We start from the raw sequence: 19721 nt of genomic DNA, 5'->3' as shown, positions 1-19721 counted from the left end.
ATAGTGTTCTGCTTTGGCCGCTCCGGCCATGTCCATGGCCGATGGCGCAGCCAAAGCCGCTCATCAGAGGGACAACTGTCTCTGTCCCGTTACACCTTCAGCGTGCGCTCGCTGCTGCGTCCCCACAGGGGGTTGATGATGGCGCGCGTCCCCCAGATCCCGGTGATCATGCTGGAGAGCAGACCCAGAATGAGGGTGATGGAGAAGCCCTGCAGCGGACCGGAGCCGATGGAGTAGAGCACTACAGCGCAGATGAGCGTAGTGATGTTGGCATCGAAAATGGTGTGGAAGGCGGAGCGATAGCCAAAATCGATGGCGTTGGCCAGTGAGCCCCCTTCTCGCAGACGGTCCCTGATCCGCTCGAAGATCAGCACATGGGTATCCACCGCCATGCCCACCGTCAGCACCAGACCGGCGATTCCCGGCAGGGTCAGCACGGCGCCCGGCAGCACCGCCAGCATGCCGACCTGCATCAACAGGTTGGCGACCAGCGCCGTGATGGCAACCCAGCCGAATTTGCGGTACCAGGCCATCATGAACAGCATCATGCCTGCCATGCCGAAGGCCAGCGCGGTGAAGCCCGCCTCGATATTCTGCATCCCCAGCGTCGGGCCAATACTGCGTTCTTCCAGGATCTTGAGAGGGGCGGTGAGGGCACCGGCGCGCAGCAGCATGGCCAGCTCTTGCGCCTCCGGCAGACTGCCAATGCCGGTGATGCGGAACTGGTTGCCAAGGGCGGTCTGGATGGTGGCGACGTTGATCACCTCGCTCTGGGCCCGCAGTTTGCCCTGGGCGTTGGTCTTGTACTCGGTGAAGACTGTCGCCATCGGCTTGCCCACATGCTGGCGGCTGAACTGGTTCATCTTGCTGCCACCTAGGGTGTCGAGCACGATATTGACCTGGGGTTGACCCATTTCGCCCATGTTGGCGCGGGCATCGACGATGTGCTCGCCGGTGAGTACCGGCTTGCGCGCCATGCCGACGGCCTGACCGTTGCGATCGGCGATATAGAAATGGCTGTCGGCTTTGGCCTCGTAGAAGGCCAGCGAGGCGGTGGCGCCGATCACCTCTTTCGCCTGTTTGGGGTTGTGTACTCCGGGCAGTTCGATACGGATGCCATCCTGACCCTGACGCACCACCGAGGCCTCGACGATGCCGAGTTCGTTGATCCGTTTTTTCAGGATCGACAGGTTCTGGGTCACGGCGTTGTTGACCAGCAGGGTGCGCTCAGCATCGCTCAGCACCAGTTTCAGATCATTGCCGGAGCGGGTCAGCTTCCACTGATCCTGACGGGTACCGGCACTCTCTTTGATGATAGAGAGCCAGCTATCCTGTTCGGCCACCTCCGGCAGGGTGACGGCTACGGCGCCCTGTGCCGTGCGCGTGACGCTGGCGCCGCGCAGATTGGCTTCGCGGAAGCGGGTGCGCAGGGTGTCCACCAGATTCTTGGTCTGATTGTCGATGACAAAGTCCACGTCCACCCCGATCAGCAGTTGGGAGCCGCCGCGCAGGTCGAGCCCCAGCTTGATGGGGTCGGCGCCGAGGCGGGTGATCCAGGCCGGCGCATTGGAGTGAAACTCCAGGGTCAGGGCGGCACTGTCGACCCCTTGCTGCTCCAGCAACTGCTTGGCTCGCTGCTGCTCGCCCTGACTGGCAAAGACCAGCTCGACCCGCTCAGGTTGCTCAAGGACCTTGAGCGGGGTCAGGTGTTTGTCACTCAGCAGCATCTGTTGTTGAGCGGTCAGGCGCTGCTGTCCGTGCAGGCCGAGGGAGGGCTGCTCACCGAAAAAGGTGGGCAGGGAGTAAAAGGTAAAGGTCAACAGCATCAACAGCAGTAGTGCGTACTGCCACTTGCTCATGCGGTTGAGAACGGTGCGATTGCTCTTTCTCATGGCAAACAAGCCTCTGTCAGGAGAATGGTGCCCGGGCCGATAGCAACAAGGCTCGGCAAGGCGCAAAAAATGGGATGCATCAGATGCGGATCAGGCAGCCGCCGGATCCGTCAGGAAGAGGAGATGAGCAAACAGTGGATGTGCCAGCCCCTCCGGGGTCAGGCGCTCAGATAGCTCTGGGTGAAGCGGTATTGCAGATGTTGGCGCTGTAGATGGCGTCGGTGGATCGCGCCAAAGCGATCGCGAAAACTCTGTTTGTGATAGAGCTCGGGTGCCAGCATTAGCCAGCCGAGCAGCAACAGCAGGATGGCCTGGGCCGACCAGCTCTGGATCAGCTCGTAGACCACACTCTTGGGCTGGTTGTCACTGCGCAGGGATTGTTCGAGACGCAGCAGGTGATTCTGATGGCTGCCGACAAACTTGATGATGCCATCATCGCTGTCGCTAAGCTGATTGAACACCTGAGTCTGCTGCTGTTCACTCTGGGGAGATGCGGGTAGCAGCGGGCCTTCCATTCGGGCGATGGAACAAAGCAGGGTGAGGGCGATAACCAGAGTTACCAGCACCAGTTTTACTTTGTCGATAAGGCGCAAAAGTTAATTCCCGATAAATAGGAAGGGCAAACTACCATAAGCGCCCGGTTTGAACAAGGTTGCTCGGGCGTAAGGTACCATTCGGCGCCGTTTGTCAGCTGCCGCTCATCTGCTTGAAGTCGCGGGCGTAGCCCTTGAGCAGGGAGTAGAGATGGGCCCGCTGGGAGATATCCAGCGACTGGCTCATGGCGCTCAGCCAGTTGACGGTACGTTGGCGCGACTGCTCGGTATAGCCGGTAAAGCGGCCATCCATCAGCCCATCCCCCTCGGCCAGCAGGTCAGTCAGCTCGCGGGTAAAGTCGGGACTCTGGCGCTGCTTCATCAGCCTGTCCAGCTCCTGGATCCAGGACTCCTGAAACTCGAGCCAGGGGGGCATGAGCTCGTATTGCCATTCGGCCCACTGGGCCACCAGTGGCGCCTGTGCCGGTTTCACCTCGCCAATCCAGAACTCGAGTCGCTTGTTCATCTTGTCGCGAAACTCCGCCAGCATCTGCTCTTTGGGCTCAGTGGCAAAGTCCTTTTGCCGCTCCTGTTGCCGCTTGATACGATCGGTCATAAAGTGGGCCACCTGCTCATCGGTCAGGGTGCGCGCCAGCCTGACCGCGCGGGGGATAGTGTTTTCCAGCGTGCGGGTCAGGCTCTGCTGCACCGCATCTAGGTTGGTCGAGATCTGCTCCGGCGTCATGGGGCTGGCCACCGCCTTGGCCAGTGCGTCGAGATCCTTGGCGTAGCGCGGCAGCTCGTGCTGGCGATGCCAGGCCATCAGCCCCTTCACTTCGCGGCTGAGCAAATCCTTTTGGGAGTAAGAGAGGGCAAAGTAGTCATCCAGTTGCCAGATGATGGCGGTATCGAGCCAGTAGTAGATCACCCGGGTGGAGCAGCCGGTCAGCAGCAGGCCGATCAGCAGCAGACCCCAGGTTTTCGGCTTGTGCCAGCGCACCTTGTTTATCATCTGTTACTCCAGTCGTTGCCGGTTGATGGCGATCAGGGTGTCATAGTCGAGTGAGGGCTGCTGCTCTGCCATCAGCAGGGCCCAGAGCAGGCCGATATAGTCGACCCAGGGTAAAAATGCCTCGCTCTGAAAATCGGGCCACTGGTGGCGCGGCAGGGCCTGCAGATAGTGCGCTTCCAGCTCGTCGCGCCGCTCGGCGGGCCACTCATGGGTGCGCTGGATGCTGGCGAGCTCAAAGCCGGGGTGACCTGCCGCGCCATACTCCCAGTCGATGACCCAGGGTTTGCTTCCCAACAAGTTAGCCGGATTGAGATCATGGTGGCAAGGGCGCCAGCAATCATTTGGCTCACTGCTGGCGAGCAAGCTCCGCTCCAGGGCGGGCAGCCAGGAGGGAATGCGGGCCAGTCGGGCGCGATAGCCCGCCGCGTGGGCTCGCACCGCCATCACTACCGCAGGCAGCGGCAGGCGATGGAGCTTGCGCAGCACCTCAGCCAGCAGACGGGGCTGATCGGCTTCCGGTGGTGCCGCGTGCACCCAGTTTGGCTCATCGCACCATTCGAGCAGCATCAGACCGCTGGCGGGATCGCCATAGTGGCAAGGCAGCGTCAACCCTTCTGCCATCGCTCCCTGATAAAGCTGCCACTCGGTGGGACGGTCGATGCCAAGGCGCACCGGGTCGGAGTGGCCCTGACGCAAAAAGTAACTGCGCCCCGAGGGGAGGCGCAGTCGATAGTTGCAGTTGGTCAGACCTAACCCGAGTGGTTCCAGCAGCCCCTCCCGCCAGGGGGCGGGTAGGCTGGCCAGTAGCGGATCACAGTTGCCTGTCACCAGGAGCCTGTTACCAGCCAAAGGTGGATTTCTTCGCCTGTTTGCGGATCTCTTTCTGGTCAGCCCACAGCAGTTCGCCGTTTTGCAGATCCATCAGGTTCATGGTCATCTGGTAGTAGACATCCTTCACCTTGCCATTGTCTTTGACGATGCTGGCGAGATTGCCATAGACCATGTAGCGGGCACCGGTCTGCTTGCCCAGACGCACCATGGAGGCTGGATCCACCATGCCGCTGCTCTGCTGGTATTCGAGCTGCTGCTTGACGGCGGCCACCTTGCTCATGTCGACGAAGCGGAACTTGCCGGCCCGCAGCAATTTGGTGCGGATGGTATCGGTGATGGCTTCGGTATCGATGTGCTCGGAGGTCTTGTTGCGGATAGAGTCCATAAACATCACCGGACGACCGCCTGCGGTGATCTCGCTGGTGGCAGGGGAGGCGAGCATGGAGTCCGCCATCTTGTCGGCGATGGCCTGCAGGTCGCTTGAGCCGTAATCGACGGTGACGGTTTCGGTTTCAGTGGGATCGCCATAGCTGACGGTGGTGCTGGAGCAGCCGCCCAAGAGCAATGCAGAGGTCAATATCAGCAGGGCATGATTCATTTTCATCAGTAGGATTCCTCAATCACTTCGCGTACGTAAATCCGGTAACCTTGCGCCGCCGGGCTGGGCGCCAGGGCCGAGAGGGTGCGGGTCTGATAGCCATGCAGTTTGATGGGTGTCCAGCCGCGGCCATCGCTGGCGACCTCCTGACCGGCCTCATCATACCAATAGAAGATATATTGCAGCTTGTTATCGCCGCGCTGGGTGCTGGCGGCGGCCACATTGACCTGCAGCAGGCCATTTTGCTGGCGGCGGCTCAGCTCGGTCAGGGTGACGTTGACGTTTTGATGCTGCTCCAGCGTGGGAGCACCGCCCGCCGGGCCATAGAGCGCCACGCCGGAGGTGTTGGTGGCGCAGCCGGTCAGCAGCGCGAGCCCGAGGGCCAACCCGTATGCTTTCATCTTGCTTTCCTTGATTGGAGGGATTGGGGCAGCACTGAGGGGCTGCCCGTTAATGGTCTTGCTCATATCTCTTTGTCATCGGCTCAGAGCGGCATCACCCGGGTGGTCAGACCGGCGCCGAGGCGCTGTACCCAGACCAGGGTGGTGCGTCCCTTGTGGATGGTGAGCGGCAATTGCCGCTGGGCTGCCCCCGCGCCCAGGGTGAGATTGATGTCACCTGCCGGCACCATCCCCTGCCAGCTCGATGCCTGAGCTGGCAGCGTCAGCCAGCTGCGGGTATCGGCCCGCTCGGAGAGGGTGTTGAAGATCCCCACCAGAATATTGCCCACATCCCCCCCCTCTTTGGCGGCGGTGCGGCGCATCTGCTCCTTGGCCACCAGTCGCAGCGCCTGGCGGGTCAGCATGCCGGGCAGTCGCTCTTGCAGATCTTTGGCGGCCAGTGCTTCTAGCCTGACCAGCTCGCTGGTCTGCTCGACCCGCTTGCCGAGCGTGACCGTGAGCGGCCCCGTATCGCTGGCCCGATTATCGTAATAGGGGATGGCGACGGTAAAGGTGCGAAAATCGCCGCGGGAGGTGGAGATGGGGAGCGGCAGGAAGAGTTCGCGCCGCGCCGGGATCAGGCCATCTTCAAACAGCACCACCAGTTGGCCCTGATTTTTAGCGGGGGGTAGCGCTTTGCGGCCTATCTTTTTCTCGGTCGCGCGGATCTCGTCCGGTGCGCCGCGCAGCACCGCCAGACGCAGCAAGGCATCCTGCAGGCTGCGGTTGTCCGGCGCTATCTGGTAGCCGCGCTGGTAATCGACCCAAGCGTCGTTGAGATCCCCCGCAGCCTCATAGAGCACGGCGGAAAAGTAGAAGGTGTAGGCGTTCTGGAAACCGTTCTTGACCTTGCCGATCAGCCGGTCGAGATCCGGTGCGCCGCGCGACATCAGCTGGCGCATCTCGCCTTCTGCTTCGGCCTCTTCGCTCTCATCCTTCGCCTTGCGCACCTCATCGGCTCGCCGTTTCAGGGCCTGCTCCTGCACCTGATTGGCCCGACGCACCTCCACCAGGGCGCCATCGGCATCACCCCGTTGCAGATAGTTGAGGGCCAGATAGTGATGCAGCATGGTGCGTTCGTAATCGGGAGTACGATAGGCCATCGACTGATCGTTGGTGAGCAGACTGCCCACCTGATCCAGACCGTGGCTCAGCCGGTATTCGGCCTGATTGTCTTCCCACTGAAGGCGGCTGTCGGCGGCGGTGAACGCCTGCTTGCTGCCCGCATCCTGACCGGCGAGCCAGGCAATGCGCCCCTGTTCGAGCCGATCCAGCACAAAGGTGTCATCCCCAAGAGTGGAGTCACGCACCTCGGGCAGCGCCTCGGCGGCATGACCCAGCAGCAGCTGGTTGCGCAGGGGCACCATCTGATCGGAGTAGGAGACGAACATATCCTGCCAGCGGGAGGCGCAGCCTCCCAGCAACAGCAGGGCGCCGCAGAGCAACAGGGCGCTGCGGCAGGTTGAGGCGTTGCGATTCATTACAGGTTGAGCAGCGGTCCCAGCGGCTGGCCACCGACCAGATGCATGTGGATGTGGTAGACCTCCTGCCCGCCGTGGCGGTTGCAGTTCATGATGAGGCGGTAGCCATCTTCGGCGATGCCAGCCTCGGCGGCCAGCTTGCGGGCCACGGTGAACATCCGGCCAAGGGCCAGTTCATGTTCGGCTTCCACGTCATTGACGGTGGGGATCAGCACATTGGGGATGATCAGAATATGGGTCTTGGCCTTGGGCTGGATATCCCGGAATGCGGTGACCAGATCGTCTTGATAAAGGATGTCGGCGGGGATCTCTTTACGGATGATTTTGCTGAAAATGGTTTCTTGCGCCATGGCTAACTCCCTTATATGAAACAGAAAATTGAACTAGAACCCCAAGCGGCTCCCGAAAGGGGGGCGAGCAGCACGCCAAGTGTGACACAAGCCGACATTTGACACAGCTGATGTCCCATTCCCTTCAGTTATTGTTAAAAATACCGATAGCCAGAGGGACGTCATCTGCAGCGCCTGTTCAGGGTGGTCTGCAGGGTATCAAAAGGACGGGGTACTCAGGCAAGGGACTTTTGCATATACAGCGGGACAATAATGAAACAAACAATGTCGGATCTCTCCATCTTGCAGCGAGTCTACCTTGGCTTCGCGATCCTGGTGGCCGTGATGGTGGCCAGTTCACTGCTCACATTTCGTAGTCAGGAGACCCTGGGGAACGCACTGGAGCAGGTTACCCAGCAGTCTATGCCGCTGGTGATTGCCAGCAGCCAGACCCAGATCACCCTGCTCAGCGCCAACAAGTGGCTGGGGGATGTGCTCACTGAGCAGGATCCCAAACAGCTGCCGGCCGAAGTGGCCGAACTGAAACAAGCCAAGGCTGCGGTGGGCAAGAGCCTCGACGTCTTGCGCCAGCAGGTGGCCCACCACCCCGAACTGCAAGGGGAGATGAGCAGCCTCAGCCAGCAGGTCGACAGCTACCTGCAACTGACCGATACCCTGCCCGGCGAACATGAGGCGCTGCTCACCCGGCTGCACAAGGTCAATCTGGCCAAGGGGCAGTTTCAGGTCAGTCTGCCCCAGTTCAAGAAGAGTCTGGGTGACATGATGGTCACCATCGACGACAGCTTTATCAAGATGCTCTCCGAGACCCTGACCACCAAGCTCTCCGCCATCGAACTCTCCACCATGGACGCCCTCAACCAGACCATTCCGGCTCCCATCGAAGGGGCGCTCAAGCGCAACAAGATGCAGATCGAGGGGTTCAACAGCACCATCAAGGATCTGCAGGGGGAGCTGAAGAACTTCGAGAACGACATGGGCCACTATGTTCACGGCTTCGTGCGCGACACCACCGCAAGCGAAGGCGTGCTCTCCCAGTATCTGGCGCTGATGAAGCAGCAGGAACAGATGCGGGAGAAGAGCAAGCAGGCTAGCGCTCTCATCGTCGAGATCCAGAACCGGCTTGAGCTGATCACCGGCCAGAGTCAACAGCTGATGAGTCAAAGCATTCAGCACGCCAAAGCCACACAGAGCCAGAGCACCCTGACCCAGGGAACCAGCATCGTAGTCGCCATCCTGATCGCCATGCTGGTGGCTTATACCTTGGGCAAGGCGATTCGCCGTCCGCTCAGGGAGTTGCTGCGGGTGCTGACCGAAGTAACCCAGGGCGACATGACCCAGCGCATCGGTTTTCAGAGCAAGAACGAATTCGGCCAGCTGGGCAGCCAGATTAACCTGCTGATTGCCCAGATGGGGGAGGTGCTGGCACAGCTTTCACAAGCGTCTGCCCAGCTTAACGATGCCGCCCACGGCAACCGCTATACCACTGAATCAGTGCGGGCGGATCTGGAGAAACAGCGGCAGGAGACCGCCTCGGTCGCCGCCGCCATGACCCAGATGGAGGCCTCGGTGCGGGAGGTGGCGCAGGCTGCCAACCAGACCCTGGAGCGGGTGCAGGATGTGGAGAAGGCCTCCGAGATGGGGCGCAAGGTGATGGCAGGCAATATCACCACCACTCATCAACTGGCGGGCAAGCTGCAACAGACCGGCAAGGTGATTGGTGATGTGAGTGCCATGAGCAGCCAGATCGGCAACATCCTCGATGTCATTCGCGGCATCGCCGAGCAGACCAACCTGCTGGCCCTCAACGCCGCCATCGAAGCGGCGCGGGCCGGCGAGCAGGGGCGCGGTTTTGCGGTGGTGGCGGATGAGGTGCGCAGTCTGGCGGGCCGCACCGCCCAGTCCACCAGCGAGATCCAGACCATGATCGAGAACCTGCAGCAGGGGGTTGCCAAGGCAGTGACCGTGATGCAGGAGTGCTCTCGCGAGATGGACAGCTGCGTGGATCAGAGCTCTCATGCCAACAACGCCATGGAGGAAGTGCAGGGGATTGTGGTGCTGATCAGCGACATGTCGAGCCAGATCGCTTCTGCCGCCGAGCAGCAGCAGGCCACCAGCGCCGATATCGCCACCAACCTCAACCGCATCTCCGATATCTCGGATCTCAACTATCAGGGGATCGAGCGGGTGGCCGAGACCAGCCAGCAGCTGGACTCCCTTGCCGAGCAGCAGGAGAGCCTGGTCAAGCGCTTCCGCCTGAGCGCCTGATGGTCGAGAGTTGAAACAACAAGGCCCCGCAGATGCGGGGCCTTCTCTTTATTGCGGCAGCGACAAGGGGATCAGGCGTAGGCAATCGCGCCCTTGCCGACCCCTTCATAAGCGACAATCTTGACGAACTTGTCGCCCACCATCTTCTTCACTTCGCGAGCGATGTAGCAGGCCAGCAGCTCGACCGTGGTGTCGGTGTCGATCATCTCCACCTCGGCGGTGGGGATGGCCAGCTGGAACAGCCCTTGCGGCGCCATATATTTGAAGCCGGTGTGATGCTCGCCAAGCTGGGCATTGGCGCGAGGGCTCAAAGCGAGCTCGGTCAGCGCCACCTTGTCCTCCTCGGTGCCGAGGTAGATATCGCCCCAGCGTTCGGCCCAGTTAAGCTCAAGCTCCTGGTCGCGCTCGCCATCGACGTGGATCTCGATGGGAGAGCGGTGGCCGTGGGCGATGCGCTGGCAGTTGCCATCGTGCTTTTTCAGGCCATGGCTGTAGTGGTAGAAGGCACCGGTGATCGCCTCCTGACGCAGAGTCAGGGAGAGATCCTTGATATTGCCCGGCAGCCGTTTGGCCAGTACCGCCAGCAGGTAGCGGGTCACCGACTCTTTATCAACTTGCGGGGCAGGGATAAAGGCAAAGCCCTGGGATGGGCAGCGCAGATGGATGGAGCGACCCGGGCGCAGCAGATCCACTGTGCTTTCGTCACCATCCAGTGTCTCGACGTGGATCAGCGGGCACTCGGTCGGCACCAGCAGCTTGTGGTCCACCTCTTCATCGATGATCGATTTGATCAGCTTCTTTACCCGGCCAAAGTCCAGCAGCATGCTCATTTCGTTGAGCTCACCGCTCATTTCGATATCTACCAGCCAGCTCTCGCCCACCATGCCGCGGCGTTCGCACAGGTAGCTGGAGTCGATCACGGTCAAATCTCTTACAAATAACTTCATCAGTCAGGCCTTGCTACAGAGAAAGGGCAGTTTTGCGCTATTATGACCCGCGATTATCGGCAAAGGAACTGGAACCCCCCATGAACAAACTGCTTATCAAGAATGCCACCCTGGTCAACGAAGGCCGCATCTATGCCTCCGATGTGTTGATCGAGGGGGAACGGATTGCCCGCATCGCCCCGGATATCGAGGCGCCCGATGCGCTGGTGATCGATGCCGCAGGTCGCCATCTTATCCCCGGAATGATCGATGATCAGGTCCACTTCCGGGAGCCGGGATTGACCCACAAGGGGACTATCGCCAGCGAATCCCGCGCCGCCGTCGCCGGTGGCACCACCAGTTTCATGGAAATGCCCAACGTCAATCCCCAGACCACCACCCTCGACGCCCTCGAAGCCAAATACCAGATCGCCGCCAACTCCTCCGTCGCCAACTACAGCTTCTATCTCGGCGCTACCAACGACAACCTTGAAGAGATCAAGCGTCTCGACCCCAAGCAGTCCTGCGGGGTCAAGGTGTTTATGGGCTCCTCGACTGGCAACATGCTGGTGGACAATCAGGAGACCCTGGCGGCCATCTTCCGCGAAAGTCCGGTGATGATCGTCACCCACTGCGAAGACACCCCGACCATCGCCAAGGCGGAAGAGGCGGCGCGGGCCAAGTGGGGCGAGAATGTGCCGATGGGCGAGCACGGCCGCATTCGCAGCGACGACGCGTGCTACAAATCCTCCAGCATGGCGGTGGCGCTGGCGAAAAAATACGGTGCCAAGCTGCATGTGCTGCATCTGACCTCGGCCAAGGAGCTGTCGCTGTTTACCGCCAGCCACGACCTGAGCGAGCTGAAGGACAAGAACATCACCGCCGAGGTGTGTGTGCACCACCTCTTCTTCAATGATGCCGATTACGAGACCCAGGGCAGCCTGATCAAGTGCAACCCTGCGGTGAAGAGTGCCGCCGACCAGCAGGCACTGCTGGATGCGGTACGTAACGACGTGCTCGACATCATCGCCACCGACCACGCTCCCCACACCTGGGAAGAGAAGCAGAACAGCTACTTCAAGGCGCCGTCTGGTGTGCCGCTGGTGCAGCACTCTTTGCAGGCGCTGCTGGAGCTCTACCACAACGGCGTGTTTACCCTGGAGACTATCGTCAAGAAGACCTCCCATGCGGTGGCCGAGCGCTTCCAGGTGCAGGATCGCGGTTATATCCGCGAGGGGTATTTCGCCGATTTGGTGCTGCTGGATCTGGGCAAGCCCTATGTGGTCAACGATGACAACATCCTCTACCACTGTGGCTGGTCGCCCTTCAACGGCTACCGCTTCCACAGCACGGTGGAGATGACGTTGGTGAATGGCCAGATCGCCTGGCAAAACGGGCAGGTGACTGACCAGATCCTGGGCAAGCGGCTGACCTTTAACCGCTGATTGTTCGCAAAGCAGGCGAACGCACCGTGGCCGAGGAATTGGCGGCGTTTCCCTGTTGACAGGGCAGGGTCATCTCCATAAACTCTGCCCCCGTCAGCCGAGCTGACTCCGTCGGTGTGTAGCGCAGCCAGGTAGCGCATCTGCATGGGGTGTAGAGGGTCGGAGGTTCGAATCCTCTCACACCGACCAAATTCCCCGGAAAAGGCCTTGTCAAACGACAAGGCCTTTTCTTTTGCCTGCGATTTGCCGCACAGACGCGAAGCCAGTGGTGATGCACGCTGGTCGTTGTTGGCGTGAGCAGATTGTGCAGCCACCGCGCTTTATGGTGTAGTAACGATTCTGTTGCTCATTGCCTGGCGAGGTCTCTCGTGTCTGCATCCGTATCTAAACCCTGTTGTCTGCTGATGCTCACCCTGCTGCTGGTGGGCTGCGCCACCCCTTACGAGAGTGAAAAGTCATTCTGGAACGGCCAGACCGGTTTCTCCCAGACCCGGCTTGGCCCGGACAAGTGGCAACTGGAGTTTGTCGGCAACGATCTGGTGGACAGGGAGACCGCCCGCAAATATGTGCTCAAGCGGGCAGGGGAGCTGGCACTGGCAGAGGGTTACCCCTGGCTCAAGGTCGATGAGCTGACCATTAACCGCGATGCCGTCAGGGTGACCCCATCACGGCCGATCTTCGACTTTGACGAAGATGAACCTGATCTCTTTATGGCCCAGATGCAGGTGCAGCATACCATTTCGGCGCTGCTCACTTTTCGCCTGTTGCCACGGGCACTCGATGAGCGAACTCTGAATGCGAAATATCTCGCCGAAATCAAAATAAACAGTGATTAATATTGGTTGTTTGCAAGATCCATATCACATACACCTAATGGCAGGATAAAATTCTGGATAAAGCCTCTAGATTTACCCCCTGCTTTTAGGCATTCTCCCAGCATACCAGCCGCCAGGAATCAACGGCTCGGATCACAAAAACGGACTGTAGTGGCTCCCACGCCACTGTTTACGGCTTGCACCAATCAAAACCGGGACTCCCCCATGAAAATGAATAAACTGACGGTCGCCATCCTCATCTCCATGATGTTTGGCATCCTCACCGGCCAGGGCTATCGGATGTTTGCCGCAGATCAGGCTGCGGATTTCGCCAATAACATCACGATCCTGACCGATATCTTCCTGCGCCTGATCAAGATGATCATCGCTCCCCTGGTCTTCACCACCCTGGTGGTCGGTATCGCCAAGATGGGCGACACCCGCACCGTGGGGCGTATCGGTGCTAAGACCCTCGGCTGGTTTATGCTGGCCTCCCTGATGTCCCTGAGCCTGGGTCTGGTGATGGTGACCCTGATGCAGCCGGGTGTGGGTCTTTCGCTCTCCCTGCCCAATGACACCGCCAGCTCGGGTATTGCTGCCGGTGCCATTACCCTGAAAGATTTTGTGACCCACGCCATCCCCAAGAGCGTGGTCGAGGCGATGGCCACCAACGAGATCCTGCAGATCGTGGTCTTCTCCCTCTTCTTCGGTCTGGCTGCCGCCGCGCTCGGCGATCTGGCCAAGCCGGTGGTGGTGCTGATGGCCAGCGCTGCCGAGATCATGCTGAAAGTGACCGGTTATGTGATGAACTTTGCACCGTTCGCGGTATTTGGCGCCATCGCCGCCATGGTGGCCAAAGAGGGGCTGGGTATTCTGGTCACTTACGGCAGCTTTATGGCCCAGTTCTATATCGCACTGGCCTGCCTCTGGCTGCTGCTGATCGCCATGGGCAGCGTCTTCCTGCGTGGTCGCGTCATCAAGCTGCTGGCGATGATCCGCGAGCCCATCCTGCTCGCCTTCTCGACCGCCAGCTCCGAAGCGGCCTATCCGAAGACCCTGGATCGTCTGGAGAAGTTCGGTTGTGACAAGCGCATCGCCAGCTTCGTGCTGCCGATGGGTTACTCCTTTAACCTCGACGGCTCCATGATGTACTGCACCTTCGCGGTGATGTTCATCGCCCAGGCGTATGGCATCGAGCTCTCCATGGCCCAGCAGATCACCATGCTGTTGCTGCTGATGGTCACCTCCAAGGGGATGGCCGGTGTACCGCGCGCCTCTCTGGTGGTGATTGCCGCCACCCTGAACCAGTTCCATATTCCGGAAGCGGGCATTCTGCTGCTGCTGGGGATCGACCACTTCCTCGACATGGGCCGCTCAGCCACCAACGTGCTGGGCAACGCCATCGCCGCCAGTGTGGTTGCCAAGACCGAAGACTGTCTGGGTGAAACCGTCGCGCTGGGCGAGAGTGAGCCAGCCAAAGCCTGATCACAACGCCATGAAAAATAAACAACAACGGCCCGCCAATGCGGGCCGTTGTTGTTTATGGCTCGTCTACACTGCTAGATAGTTTTCATCTGGAGTGTACGGTTATGAACATTGCTCGTCGGCTTCAACTGATAGCGCTGCTGGTTATGCTGGCGCTTGTTTTCCTCAGCTGGTTCAGTATCAACCGCCTTGGGGCTGGCAATCGAGATTTGAGCTATGTGACGGACAATACGGTGCCCAGTATTGCGCTGATCAAGGAGGTGCAGGCTGCGTTTTATGAGCTGCACTCCCGAGTGCAAAGTCACATTCTCAATACCGATGATGGCAAGATGCAGCAGATAGAAGCCGATATTGCCGAGCATCGCAAACAGATCAATTCGCAACTGGAGAAATATAAAGCAGAGATGCTCTCCAATGACGAAGACCGACGGCTGACCGACGATGATCAGCGCATTATTGCGCAATATTATCAGGAGATAGACAAGGTTCTGCAGCTCTCCAGACAAAACAAAAACGATGAAGCGCGAGACATGTTGGCAGGAGAGGCCACCAGAGTGTTCCAGCAGTTTGCCAAGGCAATCGAGCTTCACGTCAACTTCAATATGGATTTGGGACTGGCGCTCAAGAAGCAGGGCCAGGAGAATTATGACAACAGCCTGCAAACCCTGTTGTTTATCGCCGGTGGTGCCACCGTACTGACGATGGGGCTGTTTGTCTGGTTGTTCAATCAGGTGGCCAATCCCCTTCGCACCGCCATGGATACCCTGACCCGGATCCAGCGTGACCTCAACTTTACCCTGAGAGCAGATGTGAAACAGCAGGATGAGATTGGCCTGACCCTCAATGCGGTCAACCGGCTGCTCGATACGCTGCAACAGACATTTACCGAATTTTCCGTAGGCAGCTTGCAGATCAAGAGCACCGCCGAATCCCTCTCTCAGGCAGCGCAGCACCTGGCCAGCTCGGCTAATCAGGCCAATGATGCCACCAGTCTGATAGCCGCCGGTGTGGAAGAGATGACGGTCAGCATCACAGATATCTCCCAGCGTACTCAGGAGACGAGCCGCATCACCAATGAGTCAGGGCAACTGGCGACCGAGGGGGGCCGGACCATCGAGCGCACTGTTCATGCCATCAACGAGATCGCCGACTCGATCCGGCAGGCCTCGGCCGAGGTCATTGCGCTGGGTGAGGGCATTTCGCGTATTGGCGGTGTGGTCAACGTGATCCGTGATGTCGCGGGGCAGACCAATTTGCTGGCCTTGAACGCGGCCATTGAAGCGGCGAGGGCCGGGGAGTCCGGCCGTGGCTTTGCGGTGGTGGCGGATGAGGTGCGCAAACTGGCTGAGCGCACAGCCCAATCCACTCAGGAGATCTCCGCCACTGTAGAGGCGATCCAGCAGGAGTCGAACAATACGGTCTCCCGCATGCATCTGGTGGAGGAGAAGGTGAGTCAGGGGGTCACCATGGCGACAGAAAGTGGCGCCATTATTGCCGAGATCCGCAGTGCGTCGCACCGGGTGATGGAGCAGGTGGGCGAGATCACCAATGCCATCCGCGAGCAGAGCTCTGCCGCCGAGTCGATCGCTCATCAGGTGGAGCAGATTGCTCAGGTCGTGCAGCAGACCAGCAGCACAGCGGAAGAGACCTCAGCCGCCGCCGAGGAGCTCAATGTCACCACCGAGAGCATCCACCAGCAGATATCCCGCTATCGCATTCAGTAACGCCGACGGTTGTTATCCATCCGCTATCCCCGCCAGCCAGCTGGCGGGGATTTTTTTATATGGCTTGCTTAGAAGCCTGAGCCCGGTTGCTGCAAAAATGCCGCCTCTTCCGGTGTGCTGGTGCGACCCAGAATGTCGTTGCGGTGGGGGAAGCGGCCAAAGCGTTCGATGATCACCTGATGGCGGCGGGCAAAGTCGGCAAATCCTGCGAAGGTCGCTTGTGCCGGTGTGCCAGCCTGCTCGGCAGCCAGTGCCTCGAACAGGGCCACACTTCTGGCTTGTTGTTCGCGGGATTCGGCATGCTCCAGCGGCAGATAGAAGAAGACCCGCTCCAGTGGCGAGAGGGATTTGTCCGCCCCGATGGATAGCCCTTTCAGGCAGAGATCCCTTGCCAGCGGATCCTGGGCAAAGGCCGCAGGCGTGCCGCGATGGATATTGCGGGGCAGCTGGTCGAGCAGTAGGATCAGCGCCAGCCGACCGCTGGGAGCATCGGCCCAGTGGGCGAGGCTGCCCTTGGCTGCCGCCTCTGCCTGCGCGCCAAATTGCTTGGCCAGCAGGGCATCCGTTTCGCTGCTTTTCCCCCACCAGAGGGGGGCTTGCCGTGTGGCCCGCAGAACGTCATCGGCTTCGTCGCCAAACCAGAGAGCGAGCAGAGGTTGCCAGGGTTGCATGGGAACTCCTTGAGGTGATTCAGAGGGAACCAGGAACAAATGGCTCAGGGGTGCTGCCGAAACGGCGGCTTCTCGTTACACTGTGCCATCTTTTGCCCGAAAGACGTAACCCCCGATGGTGAGCACCGGATTCTTGGCTCGGCCGATGATGGCCTGCGATCGCCATGAGGTGGTCCTGTTGACCTTGGTGGTTATCGGGACGTACACCTCTCTCCCGGGGTTGTTCTCACTGATATAAGGAATCTTTGATATGGCCGGAACCAGTTTGTTGGCCCTGCTCGACGATATCGCCAGCGTGCTTGATGACGTGGCGCTGATGACCAAGGTCGTGGTGAACAAGCGCGAGACATTTTTCGGGAAGACGTTTCTCACTGATATAAGGGATCTTTGATATGGCTGGAACCAGTTTGTTGGCCCTGCTCGATGATATCGCCAGCGTGCTTGATGACGTGGCGCTGATGACCAAGATGGCGGCCAAGAAGACCGCCGGGGTGTTGGGTGATGATCTGGCCCTCAACGCGGAGCAGGTCTCCGGGGTGCGCGCCGAGCGGGAGTTGCCGGTGGTGTGGGCGGTGGCCAAGGGGTCATTTCGCAACAAGCTGATTCTGGTGCCCGCCGCCATCGCCATCAGTGCCCTGGTGCCCTGGCTTATCACGCCACTCTTGATGCTGGGAGGCGCCTACCTCTGCTTTGAGGGGGCCGAGAAGCTGGCCCACAAGTTCCTGCCCCATGAAGTGAGCGAGGGTGAGGCACATACAGCCCCCATTCCCGATGATCTGGTAGCCTTCGAGCAGCAGAAGGTAAAAGGGGCGATCCGCACCGATTTTATTCTCTCTGCCGAGATCATCGTCATCGCCCTTGGCACGGTACAGGGAGCAAGCCTCGCGCTGCAGCTCTCGGTAGTGGCGGGCATCGCCCTGCTGATGACCATCGGGGTCTACGGGTTGGTGGGGCTGATCGTCAAGCTCGATGACATCGGTCTGCATCTGCTGCAAAAGCCTGATGGCAGCGCCCTGCGCCGCGCGGTGGGGCAGGGATTGTTGGTGACGGCGCCCCGTCTGATGCACCTGCTGGCACTGGTCGGCACCATCGCCATGTTTATGGTGGGCGGCGGCATTTTGGTGCATGGCTGGCCCTTTGCCCATCACCTGATTGAAGGCGCAGCCGCTGTCGTTGCCACCCTGCCCACAGTAGGGGCCGTACTGGCGGCGGTGACGCCGACTCTGCTCAACGCCGTGGCCGGTGTGGTGGCGGGTCTGCTGCTGGTTGCCGTGATGACGCTGGTGAGCCGTCTTGCCCCGGCCAAGGGATAAGCGAGCTTGCGGGCTATGTTCTCTTTTTCCTCTCTTCATTTTTTGGCCTTCGGGTTGCCCGGTTTCGGACTTGCTGCCCGCAGGTCTGTTGCGCCTCCCGATAAAGGCCTTTGCGAGAAGTTATGTATCAACAACAGTGGAATAACGACCATATCTACCCGGGCCTCGACAGCACCGAGCTGGAAGCGGACATGCGCGCCGCCCGCCACGCGCTGGAAGAGCTGGCCAGCTATATGGCAGGTCTGGACGGGGGGCGCGACGATGACGCTGCGCTGCTGGATTTTTTGCGGGAAGTGCGGCTGCGCGCCCATGATATTCGCCATATCGGCTGGAACGTCGCCATTCTGGCCGCCTGCCGCGGCAGTCAGGATGCGCGGGATCCGCAGGCCAAACAGCTGGCGTCCCGTGCCCGCGCCCTTAATGCCGATCTGTTCAAGACGCTGGCGCCGGTGGAAGATCTGATGCTGGCGTTACCGGAAGAGAAATTCGCCGCGCTGATGGCGGATCCGCTGCTCGGCGAGGAGGCGTACCGCCTGCGCCACGAGCGTCGTTTGCAGGATCAGCGCTTGCCGGTGGCGGCGGAGCAGCTGGTGATCGGTCTGGGCACCGATGGTCTGCACGCCTGGGGCAACCTCTACAACGATCTGGTGGGCAAGATCCGTTTAACCATTGATGGCCGCGAGATGGGGCTGGCCGAGGCGAGCAATCTGCTCTCCAGCCCGATACGTGCGCTGCGTTTAGAAGCCTTTGATGCCATCAGCGCCGGTTGGGAAGGGGAGCAGGAGACGGTTGCCGCTATCCTCAATGCCCTCAACGGCTGGCGGCTGGAACTGGCCCGTCAGCGCGGTAAAACCCGTGTGCTCGATGCGCTGGATCTCTCCTGCCACCAGAGTCATATCGAGCGAGCCACCCTCGATGCCCTGATGAGCGAAACCTGGCGAGCCCGTGGGTTGGGCCAGCGGGCGCTGGAGCTGATGGCCGAGCGCCTTGGTCTCGACGATTTGGGGCCGGAGGATCTCTTTGCGCCGCCGCCAGCTTCCAGCAGCCGTGACATTCCTTTTGATGAGGCGATCGAGTTGATTGCCGATGCCTTTAGCCGATTCGATCCCGAGATGGGGGCATTTGCCCGCATGATGGCCGAGAAGGGGTGGATTGATGCGGCGCCCACGCCAAATCGCCGCACCGGCGCCTACTGCACCAAGTTTGCCGAACCGGTCGAACCGCGGGTCTTCGTTACCTATGCCGGCACCATGGATAACGTCATCACTCTGGCCCATGAGCTGGGCCACGCCTGGCACAACTGGGTCATTCGCGATCTGCCGATGAGCCAGCGCAGCTATCCCATGACGCTGGCCGAAACGGCCTCCATCTTTGCCGAGACTCTGGTGCGCAGCGCCCTGTTCGAGCAGGCAGAAAGTCCCGAAGAGCAGTTGGCGATCGCCTGGGCCGAAGCCGACGGTGCGGCCACCTTCCTGGTCAATATCCCGGCTCGCTTCGATTTCGAGCAGGCCTTGGTGGCCGAGCGGGCGCAGGGTTATGTATCCGCAGAGCGACTCAAAGCGTTGACCGACGAGGCGTGGGGACGCTGGTATGAGGGGAGCCTGACCCGCTATCACCCCATGTTCTGGGCGGCCAAGGCGCACTTCTCCATCGCCGGGTTTGGCTTTTACAACTACCCCTATCTGTTCGGTTATCTGTTCAGCCTCGGGGTCTATCAGCAGTTGATGAGCCGCAAGGCGGCGGGGGAAGAGGGCGTGGCCGAGGCGTATCGCGCCTTGTTGCGCGATACCGGCCGCATGAGCGCCGAAGAGCTGGTAGCCAAGCATCTGGGGCAGGATATCCGTGAGGCCGCCTTCTGGCAGGGGAGTCTGGCACAAGTAGCGCAGGCGGTAGAGCGCTTCGCGCAGTTGCCTGCCTGATTGGGTCAGCGGTGATATGAA

18 protein-coding genes and 1 tRNA gene are annotated in these 19721 nt (G+C 60.2%); 9 read left to right on the top strand and 10 right to left on the bottom strand.

The window, feature by feature from the left end; all coding sequences use genetic code 11:
- Positions 1-89: 89 nt before the first annotated feature.
- The 8 genes from secD to hinT all read right to left on the bottom strand — a co-directional run bounded on the left by secD (position 90) and on the right by hinT (position 7137).
- On the bottom strand, positions 90-1892 hold the full coding sequence (secD, locus tag ACTG2J_RS13585) for a protein translocase subunit SecD (RefSeq protein WP_113739219.1): 1803 nt from the start codon (positions 1890-1892) through the stop codon (positions 90-92).
- A 158-nt stretch (positions 1893-2050) separates the two neighbouring features.
- Positions 2051-2485 carry a hypothetical protein gene (locus ACTG2J_RS13580; protein WP_005334044.1) on the bottom strand — a complete coding sequence of 145 codons (435 nt, stop codon included), beginning with the start codon at positions 2483-2485 and terminating at the stop codon, positions 2051-2053.
- A 94-nt stretch (positions 2486-2579) separates the two neighbouring features.
- The gene (locus tag ACTG2J_RS13575; RefSeq protein ID WP_113739220.1) at positions 2580-3437 is read right to left on the bottom strand and encodes a DUF6279 family lipoprotein; all 858 of its coding nucleotides are present in this window, start codon (positions 3435-3437) and stop codon (positions 2580-2582) included.
- Between the two features lie 3 nt (positions 3438-3440).
- Positions 3441-4265: a phosphotransferase gene (locus tag ACTG2J_RS13570; RefSeq protein ID WP_237672026.1), complete on the bottom strand. Its 825-nt coding sequence runs from the start codon at positions 4263-4265 to the stop codon at positions 3441-3443.
- Positions 4266-4275: 10 nt separating this feature from the next.
- Positions 4276-4872 (bottom strand): penicillin-binding protein activator LpoB, encoded by a 597-nt coding sequence (gene lpoB, locus ACTG2J_RS13565; RefSeq protein WP_005334041.1) that lies wholly within the window; start codon positions 4870-4872, stop codon positions 4276-4278.
- On the bottom strand, positions 4872-5267 hold the full coding sequence (locus tag ACTG2J_RS13560) for a YcfL family protein (protein ID WP_076492143.1): 396 nt from the start codon (positions 5265-5267) through the stop codon (positions 4872-4874). The genes lpoB and ACTG2J_RS13560 overlap by 1 nt, the downstream gene beginning before the upstream one ends.
- An 83-nt stretch (positions 5268-5350) precedes the next feature.
- On the bottom strand, positions 5351-6787 hold the full coding sequence (locus ACTG2J_RS13555; RefSeq protein ID WP_439997601.1) for a COG3014 family protein: 1437 nt from the start codon (positions 6785-6787) through the stop codon (positions 5351-5353).
- On the bottom strand, positions 6787-7137 hold the full coding sequence (gene hinT, locus ACTG2J_RS13550) for a purine nucleoside phosphoramidase (RefSeq protein ID WP_113739222.1): 351 nt from the start codon (positions 7135-7137) through the stop codon (positions 6787-6789). Before hinT ends, ACTG2J_RS13555 begins: the two co-directional genes overlap by 1 nt.
- 252 nt (positions 7138-7389) lie before the next feature.
- Between hinT and ACTG2J_RS13545 the strand changes: the two genes are divergently transcribed.
- Positions 7390-9402, top strand: coding sequence for a methyl-accepting chemotaxis protein (locus ACTG2J_RS13545; protein ID WP_113739223.1), 2013 nt, complete (start codon positions 7390-7392; stop codon positions 9400-9402).
- Positions 9403-9473: 71 nt separating this feature from the next.
- On the opposite strand, the gene ACTG2J_RS13540 is transcribed toward ACTG2J_RS13545, so the two are convergent.
- On the bottom strand, positions 9474-10349 hold the full coding sequence (locus ACTG2J_RS13540) for a 6-pyruvoyl trahydropterin synthase family protein (RefSeq protein WP_236354169.1): 876 nt from the start codon (positions 10347-10349) through the stop codon (positions 9474-9476).
- Between the two features lie 80 nt (positions 10350-10429).
- Here ACTG2J_RS13540 and ACTG2J_RS13535 point away from each other — a divergent pair, with 80 nt between their 5' ends.
- The 5 genes from ACTG2J_RS13535 (at position 10430) to ACTG2J_RS13515 (ending at position 15797) form a co-directional block, all read left to right on the top strand.
- Positions 10430-11773: a dihydroorotase gene (locus ACTG2J_RS13535; protein WP_139731895.1), complete on the top strand. Its 1344-nt coding sequence runs from the start codon at positions 10430-10432 to the stop codon at positions 11771-11773.
- Positions 11774-11885: 112 nt separating this feature from the next.
- Positions 11886-11962 (top strand) — tRNA-Pro (locus ACTG2J_RS13530).
- Between the two features lie 215 nt (positions 11963-12177).
- Positions 12178-12609 (top strand): CC0125/CC1285 family lipoprotein, encoded by a 432-nt coding sequence (locus ACTG2J_RS13525; protein ID WP_439997918.1) that lies wholly within the window; start codon positions 12178-12180, stop codon positions 12607-12609.
- 204 nt (positions 12610-12813) lie between these two features.
- Complete coding sequence (locus ACTG2J_RS13520; RefSeq protein WP_439997600.1) at positions 12814-14073, top strand: dicarboxylate/amino acid:cation symporter; 1260 nt, start codon at positions 12814-12816, stop codon at positions 14071-14073.
- 104 nt (positions 14074-14177) lie between these two features.
- A complete protein-coding gene (locus tag ACTG2J_RS13515) occupies positions 14178-15797 on the top strand; it encodes a methyl-accepting chemotaxis protein (RefSeq protein WP_005334016.1) in 1620 nt (539 codons plus the stop codon).
- 68 nt (positions 15798-15865) lie between these two features.
- Here ACTG2J_RS13515 and ACTG2J_RS13510 read toward each other — a convergent pair whose 3' ends face one another.
- A complete protein-coding gene (locus ACTG2J_RS13510; RefSeq protein ID WP_439997599.1) occupies positions 15866-16468 on the bottom strand; it encodes a DUF924 family protein in 603 nt (200 codons plus the stop codon).
- 250 nt (positions 16469-16718) lie between these two features.
- Between ACTG2J_RS13510 and ACTG2J_RS13505 the strand changes: the two genes are divergently transcribed.
- The 3 genes from ACTG2J_RS13505 to ACTG2J_RS13495 all read left to right on the top strand — a co-directional run bounded on the left by ACTG2J_RS13505 (position 16719) and on the right by ACTG2J_RS13495 (position 19700).
- Positions 16719-16859: a hypothetical protein gene (locus ACTG2J_RS13505; protein ID WP_021231002.1), complete on the top strand. Its 141-nt coding sequence runs from the start codon at positions 16719-16721 to the stop codon at positions 16857-16859.
- A 1-nt stretch (position 16860) separates the two neighbouring features.
- A complete protein-coding gene (locus ACTG2J_RS13500; protein ID WP_042053196.1) occupies positions 16861-17781 on the top strand; it encodes a DUF808 domain-containing protein in 921 nt (306 codons plus the stop codon).
- Positions 17782-17903: 122 nt separating this feature from the next.
- The gene (locus tag ACTG2J_RS13495; protein ID WP_439997598.1) at positions 17904-19700 is read left to right on the top strand and encodes a M3 family oligoendopeptidase; all 1797 of its coding nucleotides are present in this window, start codon (positions 17904-17906) and stop codon (positions 19698-19700) included.
- The last annotated feature ends 21 nt before the right edge of the window (positions 19701-19721 follow it).

This window comes from Aeromonas sp. 6P, assembly GCF_051919525.1.
Taxonomy (GTDB): Bacteria; Pseudomonadota; Gammaproteobacteria; order Enterobacterales; family Aeromonadaceae; genus Aeromonas; species Aeromonas veronii.
Note: the sequence above shows the minus strand (reverse complement) of the source record. Positions and strands in the feature narration are given on the sequence as shown.